Raw genomic sequence first — 7,868 nt, 5'->3', positions numbered from 1 at the left:
CATCAGGACGTGCGGCGCGACATTGGCGGCGATGTGCAAAAGGTGCATCGGATCGACACCGAATATTCGGCCGAAACCTTTAAACATGTGCTGCTGCCGATCTGGATGGCCGCCTATAAATACAATGGCAAGACCTACCGCTTTGTGGTGAACGGCCAGACCGGGCGTGTGCAGGGCGAACGGCCATGGAGCGTTTGGAAAATCACCTTCGCCGTGCTGGCCGTGCTGGTGCTGGTGGGCATCACCGTGGCCCTGGATCAAAGCGGCGCTCTCCGCTAAGGGCGCGATTTTTCGACGAAAAATCGAGGCGCGCTTAGCTGCCGCCGGTCATCTGCGCCGCCAGCGCGCGCACGATGGGGCGGGCCTCGCTGGCGCTCATGCCGGGGCGCAGTTGCGGGTTGTAGAGGATGCGCAGCATCATCTCGTCCTGCCGGGTCAGCAGGGCGAATTCCTCGTCATCGTTGAAGATCGAGGGCCGCGCCAGCGGGCTGTCATTGGCCAGCCCCAGCCCCTGCGCGATCTCTTCATGGATGCAGGACAGGCGCAGCAGATCGGGATGTTCGGCGCGGATCACCGCAAAGGCCGCGTCATAGGCCGAGGAATTGCCGGGCGACAGCGCATAGACGATGCAATAGGTCGAGCGTGGCAGGTTGGTCAGCCCGCCAATATCCGCCGGGCTGAGGCCGGGCAGGCTGCGTGCGATGGTGGGGCCAAGCGCGCGGCGCTCATCCTCGTTCACCACCTGCACCTTGAAATTCCCGCCCGAGGCGACAAGGCTGATCGGATGGCCGGTGATGGCTTGCAGCCGTTGCAGATAAGACCCGATCCGGGCGCGATCGGTGGCCTGTTTCGCCAGCGGGACCGAGGCGCCAAAGCTCACCTCCACCCGCACCGGCCCTTCCCAACGGCGCAGCGCGCTGGAGGTCTCGCGCGCCACCAGCCCACCCGCGCCGCGCGCATATTCATCGAACATGGCGATGCGGATGAAATTCTCGGTCAGCATCGTGTCGGTGAAGGGCGTATCGCTGCCACCGCCATCGGTGCGCAGCAGGCCTTGTGCCAGCAGATCGGCCTGCACCTGCGTGTAATAGCTTGCCAGCGCAGCACTTTCCGCCGAGACGCTGGGCAGGCGCGGCGGCGGGGCCACGGGCGGCGGGGCCGGGCGCGGCACGGGGGCGGGCGCGCTGACAGGCGCCGCCGTGCATGCCGCCAGCAGCGCCGCGAGGCCGAGGCCCGCCCATCCCCTCACCCGATCTGCCGTCACGCCCGCCCCCGTTTTTCGTATCACACAGCCGAGCCGGTGGCCGTGCCAAGCCCATCCTTGCGCGCCTTGGCCGAGGCCAGCGTGTCGCGCAATTCGGCTTCCATCTTCTGCAAGTCCTGCTCGGCGGCGGCGCGTTTGGCCTTGCCCTCATCGGCAATCGCAAGGCTTTCGTTGATCGTGGCGATCAACGTCGCATTGGCGGTTTTCACCGCCTCGATGTCGAAGACGCCACGCTCCATCTCGGTGCGGACCACGCGGTTGGTCTCTTGCAGGTTCTTGGCATTGGCGGTCAGCAGTTCATTCGTCAGGTCATTGGCGGCCTTGATCGATTCCGCCGCCTCGCGCGAGCGCTGGATGGTGACGGCCTGCGCCAGCTGGGTTTCCCACAGCGGCACGGTGTTCACCAGCGTGGAGTTGATCTTGGTCACCAGCGACTTGTCGTTTTCCTGCACCAGCCGGATCGAGGGCAGCGATTGCATGGTGACCTGACGGGTCAGCTTCAGGTCATGCACCCGGCGCTCCAGATCATCCCGCGCGGCGCGCAGGTCGCGCAGCTCCTGCGCCTTCAGCACCTTCTGATCTTCCGGCGCGGCGGCCACCACGGCCTCCTTGGCCGGAATGTCCCTGGCATCCAGCTCGGCCAGCTTGGCCTCGCCCGCCGCGATGTAAAGCGCCAGTTCGTTGTAGAAATCGAGGGTCTTGGCGTAAAGCTGATCCAGCGACTTGATGTCTTTCAGCAGCGTATGGGCGTGCTGGTCGAGGTTGGCGGTCACCCGGTCGATCTGGGCCTGCACTTCTTCGTATTTCGCCACGAATTTGGAGAAGGGCGCGGCGCGGCCCAGCAGGCGTTCCCACCACGAGCGCTGGCGGCGCACATCTAGCTCCGACACGGTAAAGCCCTTGAGGGTCGAGACCATGTTGCGCAGGCTGTCGCCCGCCGGGCCGACATCCTTGCTTTTCACATCGGCCAGCATCTGCTGGCTGATCACCTGCAACTCATTCTGCGCGGCCGAGCCGAAAGAGATGATCGACTGGGTATTGCCCATGTCGATCTCGGCCATGCGCGAGCGGATCGCCTCGGCCTGCGGGGCCGGGGCGGCCTCCAGCGGCACGACCTCTTGCTTGGCCTCTGGCAAGATGACGGCATTCAGGGCCTGCACTTCGGCAAGCGTGGCTTCGGCGGCGGCGCGGACGGTCTCGGACATGGGATACTCCCTGATCGGGCCTTGCGGCGATACGGGTTGCAAATTTACGCGTTACCACCCCGCCTTAGCAGGGGTGGGGCGGCTTCTCAATCAGGCATCGGATGCCCGTTTCGGGGTTTCATATTGCAGACGTTCGCGCAGAACCTGAATTTCCACATCCAGTGCCTGCGCGTCATTGGTCAGAAGGCGGGCCGAGCGGTCGGCAAAGGTGGTTTGCAGATCGTCCAGCAGGGTCTCAAAGTCGCCGCGCGCCTTGGCATCGCGGTTCTGGCCGTAAAGATCGGCGAATTTCACCGTCGCATCGCGGGCGCCCTGCAAATAGATGCCCAGATATTTGCGCACCGCCGACAGATCGCCGGGGTCTTCCTCGACCCGGCGGAAGAGCTGCCGCGCGGCCACGGCAAAGCGGTCCACCCGCGCCTCCAAGCCGCGGTCGCGGGCGCGCAGGATGGCATCCTTCATGGCCGACAGATGGGCCTCGGCCTCATCCACGGCGCGGGCCACGCGCTCGGCCTGAAAGGCGTCTATCCCCGCCGCGCCCTTGTCGCGCAGCGGATCAAGCCCAAAGCTGCCCAGATGCAAGCCGCCCGCCAGCAGGCCGAACAGCCCGGCATGGAGGCCCGATCCGGTGGCGGCAAAGGCCGCTGCCGCGATGCCTGCGCCTGCCAGAATGCTGCCGAAAATCTTGCGCGGGAAGGCCGGGCGCTTGGCGACATTTCGCAGGGCATAGGCGGTTTCGGCCTTCAAGCCCTCGCGGGTCAGAAAGGCCGAAGCCAGCAGCGCCGCCCCGGCGCCAAGGTTCAAAAGCAGCCCGTCGGCATTGGACACAAAGCCCTTGGCCACGAATAGAAACGGCACCAGAAACAGCACGTTGGAGCGCGCACCGGCCTTGGCCGGGCGGCTGGCATCATAGAGATTGGGCACCGGCTGCGCCCGGGGCGCGCGGCCATCTTCGCGCTGCACATCGCCATCGGGCGAATATTTGCCGCCAAACCGTTGGGCCATGCTCACATCCCCCCGCCAAAAGCCGTGTAAAGCGACAGTGCCAGAAACAGCAGAAAGCTGATGTTTTGCAGGGTGGATGCGGACATCGGGCCTCCGGGGCTTGCCACAAAAACAGGGGGCAGCGCCGCGCCCCGGTTCAACTATAGGCATGGCGGCGCGCTGCTACCAGTGCCAAGGCAGGGAAAAAGCGCGCGCGCTTCCCCCTTCATCTTGGCCCAAATATCCAAAATCCAAGGCTGGCCAGCGGCGCGCGGCTTGCAGGCTCAGCCCCGCTTCGGCCCGCCGCGACCCGTGGGTTTGGCACCTGTGGGTTTGGCGCCAGCGGGTTTGGAACCTGTGGGCTTGGGGCCGCGCGACACCGGACCGCTGGGCCGCGTTGCCCGATCACTCGCCGCCCGATCCCCACCGGGGCGCCCGCGCGGGGCCTTGGTGTCGATGGCATCCAAAAACCGGTCTGCCGAGCCTTTCAACCGGCTGCCCGGCTTCCCGGCGGGCTTTGCCACTCCCGGTTGGGCTGCCCCCGGTTTGGTCGCCGCACTGCGCGGCCTGGCCGGATCGGCAGAGCCACGGCCTGCGGTCGCCGCCGCGCTGCGCGGGGCCGGTTTGCCCCGGGGCGCGCGCGGGGCCTCTTCCTCATCGGGGCGGGTCTTGCCGCTGCGGCTGACCGTGCGGACCCGCGCGCCGGGCTTCGGCGGGTGGCGCGGGGCAGGGGCCTCCTCCTCTTCGGCGAAGGGATCAAAGCCCAGCTGGTCTTTCAGCACGCGCGGGCGCACCTCCTCCACCTGTCCCGGCTCCAGCTCGTTCAGGCGGAAGGGGCCATAGCTGATGCGGATCAGCCGGTTCACCGTCAACCCGATGGCCGCCATGGCACGGCGGATCTCGCGGTTCTTGCCCTCGCGCAGGCCCACCGTGACCCAGGCATTCGCGCCCTGAATGCGGTCCAGCACCACCTGCATCGGCTGGAACCGCTCGCCCTCCACCTCGATGCCCTTGCGCAGCGGCTCGAAATCCGGGTCGGTCGGGTTGCCGTGAATGCGCACACGGTATTTGCGCAGCCAGCCGGTCGAGGGCAGCTCCAGCCGCCGCTTCAGCCCGCCATCATTGGTCAGCAGCAGCAAGCCTTCGGAATTGAGGTCCAGCCGCCCCACCGTCATCACACGCGGCAGATCCTCGGGCAGGTGGTCGAACACCGTGTCGCGGCCCTTTTCATCGGCGTTGGAGGTCACCAGCCCCTCGGGCTTGTAATAAAGCCACAGCCGCACGGGCTGCTTTTCCGCCACCGGCTGCCCCGAAACCGTCACCTTGTCCTTGGCGGTGACGTTCAGCGCCGGCGAGGTGATGATCTTGCCATTCACCTTCACCTCGCCCGCCTCGATCAGCCGCTCCGCCTCGCGGCGCGAGGCGACCCCGGCGCGCGACAGCATCTTGGCGATGCGCTCGCCTTCCGGAGCGGCGGGGGCCGGGGCAGCGGGGGCCGGGGCGGTGGATTTGGCGGCAGAAGCCCTGGCAGGCGCCTTTTTCGGCTTGTCTTGTTCTGTCATGGCTTTCCCGGCATGTTGCGGGGGCGTCTGCTGACGCGCCCGGGGGCTGTCTGCCCCCGGACCCCCGAGGATATTTCGATCAGGTTGAAGGATACGCGGTGGCGCGTCAAAGGGCAATGTGATGACGGGCGGGCAATGAGATGACGGGGTTCCGCTCGTTCATGGATCTGGCGCTGGCGGAGGCGCGGACGGCGGCGGCGCGCGGCGAGGTGCCGGTGGGGGCGGTGGTCGTCGGCCCCGGCGGCGTGGTGCTGGCGCGGGAAGGGAACCGCACGCGCGAGCTGTGCGACCCCACCGCCCATGCCGAGGTGCTGGCCATTCGTGCCGCCTGTGCCGCCCTCGGGCAGGAGCGGCTGGCGGGGCTTGATCTCTATGTCACGCTGGAGCCCTGCCCGATGTGCGCCGCCGCCATTTCGGCCGCCCGCATCGCGCGGCTGTATTATGGCGCGGCCGACCCGAAATCGGGGGGCGTGGCCTTTGGCGCGCGGGTGTTCAGCCATGCGCAATGCCATCATGCGCCGGAAGTTTACGATGGTCTGGCTGAGGCCGAGGCCGCCGCCCTCTTGCGCGGCTTTTTTGCCGCCAAGCGCGAGGCTTGACGAATCCTCGCGCCAAGCGTTCCCTTTTCTGACGCTTTCCGGAGTTTGAAGATGCGCCTGTCCCTTGCCCTGATCCTGCCCGCCAGCCTGATGCTGGTGTCTTGCGGCACGCCCGAATATCAGGCGGAGCGTTCGGTCTGTCAGGCGGAGTGGGAGCAGAAGATCCCCGCCCGCATGGGGCAGCGGCTGGTCGAGCGGTCGCGCTATATCCGGGTGCCGACCGGCGAGATGGTCTGCGAGCCGGTGGGCAAGAAGGGCGGGCAGCATTGCGTGTCCGGCACGCGGCTGGAGGAAATCCCTTACACCACGCTGGAAAGCTATGACATGAACAAGGATCGCCGCGATGTGCAGATCCGCGCCTGCGCGGTGCAGGCCTGTTCGGTCAAGTTCGGCAACCCGGAATGCAAGGTGCCGAAAGCGGCGCCGTAATCACGGGCGCTTGTCGGGGGCGCTTGTCGGGCGCATCCGGCACGGCTAAGGTTCGCGCGGTCTTGTGATGCGGGCGTCGATGCTGAAACTCCTTTCCTTTTGCGGCCTTCTGGGGCTGGCGGCCTGCGGCGAGATGCCCCGGCTGGCCGCGCCCGAGCCTGCACCCGGCCCCGCGCCAGCCATCCTGCCGCTGGAGCCGCTGCTGGCGCAGATCCCGGCGCCGGGCAGTATCGTGGCGGTCGATCCCACCGGCCTTTCGGCCCGGGCGGCCCGCCTGCGCGCCCGCGCCGCCGCCATGCGCGGCCCGGTGGCCGACCCCGCCACCCGCGCCCGGCTTCTGGCGCATCTGGGCTGAAACCCTGCGCAGGCGCGTTGCGCAGCCCTGTTGAAACGTCTAACACGGGCGCGAGAAATCACCCCTGAAGTGGAGTTCATCATGGTTCAGCCCCTGCGTCTCGGGCTCGCCGGTCTGGGGACCGTCGGCATCGGCGTGGTCAAGATCGTGCAGCGTCAGGCCGACCTGATCACTGCGCGCACCGGGCGGTCTGTGGTGATCACCGCCGTATCGGCCCGCGACCCCCAGAAGAACCGCGATGCGGACCTTTCGGCCTATGCCTGGGAAACCGATCCGGTGGCGCTGGCGCAGCGCGAGGATGTGGATGTGTTCATCGAGGTGATGGGCGGCCATGAGGGCCCGGCCAAGGCCGCGACCGAGGCCGCCATCGCGGCGGGCAAGGATGTGGTCACGGCGAACAAGGCGCTGCTGGCGCATCACGGGCAGGCGCTGGCGCTGGCCGCCGAGGCCGCAGGCCGCGTCATTCGCTTCGAGGCCGCCGTGGCCGGGGGCATCCCGGTCATCAAGGCGCTGACCGAGGGGCTGGCGGGCAACCAGATCCGCCGCGTCATGGGCGTGATGAACGGCACCTGCAACTATATCCTCACCCGCATGGCCAATGCGGGCCTGCCCTATGAGGTGGTGTTCGAGGAAGCCCGGCAACTGGGCTACCTTGAGGCCGACCCGAACCTGGATGTCGGGGGAATTGACGCCGGGCACAAGCTGTCGCTGCTGGCCTCCATCGCCTTTGGCACCCAGGTGGCCTTTGACCATGTGGAGCTGGAAGGCATCGGCAATGTCTCGATCGAGGATATCAACCTTGCCGATGACATGGGCTATCACATCAAGCTTCTGGGCGTGGCGCAGATGTCGGGGCGCGGGCTGGAACAGCGCATGACGCCCTGCCTCGTGCCCGCCGAAAGCCCCTTCGGCCAGCTGCAAGGCGGCACCAATATGGTGATGCTGGAAGGGGATAGCGTCGGCCAGATCGTGCTGCGCGGCCCCGGCGCGGGCGAAGGCCCGACGGCCAGCGCGGTGATGGGCGATGTGATCGACATTGCGCGCGGGCTGCGCCTGCCGACCTTCGGCCAGCCCGCCACCGTGCTGAAACCGGCGATCCCCGCCAAGTCGGCCACGCCCGCGCCCTATTACCTGCGCATGACCCTGCTGGACAAACCCGGCGCGCTGGCGAAAATCGCCACCTGTCTGGGCGAGGCGGGCATCTCGATCGACCAGATGCGCCAGATCAACCAGCCGGGCGGGCAGGATGATGACGCCATCGTGATCTTCGTCACCCACAAGGCCGCGCCTGCCGACATCACCCACGCCCTGTCGCGCTTCGAGGCGACCGGCGTGCTGGTCGGCCAACCCGTCGCCATCCGCATCGAGGAATTGTGACGCTGCGCCCCTGACATCGGGTGAATGGATATTTGGGCCAAGATGAAACGCAGCCCGCGCGCCTTTCATCTTGGCGAAAGTATCCTCAGGGGG

8 protein-coding genes and 1 pseudogene are annotated in these 7,868 nt (G+C 67.2%); 5 read left to right on the top strand and 4 right to left on the bottom strand.

All coding sequences use genetic code 11. The features are described 5' to 3' along the window. Nucleotides 1–279: pseudogene (locus tag JNN06_RS11940) on the top strand (zinc ribbon domain-containing protein); the annotation flags it as partial. 34 nt (nt 280–313) lie between these two features. Here the strand turns inward: JNN06_RS11940 and JNN06_RS11935 are convergent. The 4 genes from JNN06_RS11935 to JNN06_RS11920 form a co-directional block, all read right to left on the bottom strand. Then, nucleotides 314–1,264, bottom strand: a complete 951-nt coding sequence (locus JNN06_RS11935; RefSeq protein WP_291239817.1) for a DUF2927 domain-containing protein — start codon at nt 1,262–1,264, stop codon at nt 314–316. A 20-nt stretch (nt 1,265–1,284) separates the two neighbouring features. Beyond that, the gene (locus JNN06_RS11930; protein WP_291239816.1) at nt 1,285–2,469 is read right to left on the bottom strand and encodes a toxic anion resistance protein; all 1,185 of its coding nucleotides are present in this window, start codon (nt 2,467–2,469) and stop codon (nt 1,285–1,287) included. A 90-nt stretch (nt 2,470–2,559) separates the two neighbouring features. Further along, nucleotides 2,560–3,474 carry a 5-bromo-4-chloroindolyl phosphate hydrolysis family protein gene (locus JNN06_RS11925; RefSeq protein WP_291239815.1) on the bottom strand — a complete coding sequence of 305 codons (915 nt, stop codon included), beginning with the start codon at nt 3,472–3,474 and terminating at the stop codon, nt 2,560–2,562. Nucleotides 3,475–3,737: 263 nt separating this feature from the next. Continuing rightward, a complete protein-coding gene (locus tag JNN06_RS11920) occupies nt 3,738–5,015 on the bottom strand; it encodes a pseudouridine synthase (RefSeq protein WP_291239814.1) in 1,278 nt (425 codons plus the stop codon). Nucleotides 5,016–5,155: 140 nt separating this feature from the next. On the opposite strand from JNN06_RS11920, the gene JNN06_RS11915 reads away from it, so the two are divergent. The 4 genes from JNN06_RS11915 (at nt 5,156) to JNN06_RS11900 (ending at nt 7,775) form a co-directional block, all read left to right on the top strand. Further along, complete coding sequence (locus JNN06_RS11915) at nt 5,156–5,614, top strand: nucleoside deaminase (protein ID WP_291239813.1); 459 nt, start codon at nt 5,156–5,158, stop codon at nt 5,612–5,614. Nucleotides 5,615–5,665: 51 nt separating this feature from the next. Next, complete coding sequence (locus JNN06_RS11910; RefSeq protein ID WP_291239812.1) at nt 5,666–6,043, top strand: hypothetical protein; 378 nt, start codon at nt 5,666–5,668, stop codon at nt 6,041–6,043. A 79-nt stretch (nt 6,044–6,122) separates the two neighbouring features. Further along, a complete protein-coding gene (locus JNN06_RS11905) occupies nt 6,123–6,398 on the top strand; it encodes a hypothetical protein (RefSeq protein WP_291239811.1) in 276 nt (91 codons plus the stop codon). 81 nt (nt 6,399–6,479) lie between these two features. Further along, a complete protein-coding gene (locus JNN06_RS11900) occupies nt 6,480–7,775 on the top strand; it encodes a homoserine dehydrogenase (protein ID WP_291239810.1) in 1,296 nt (431 codons plus the stop codon). Nucleotides 7,776–7,868: the final 93 nt, after the last annotated feature.

The sequence above is a fragment of the Gemmobacter sp. genome (assembly GCF_016792925.1).
Lineage (GTDB): Bacteria > Pseudomonadota > Alphaproteobacteria > Rhodobacterales > Rhodobacteraceae > Gemmobacter.
This window is presented reverse-complemented; position numbering and strand designations above follow the sequence as displayed.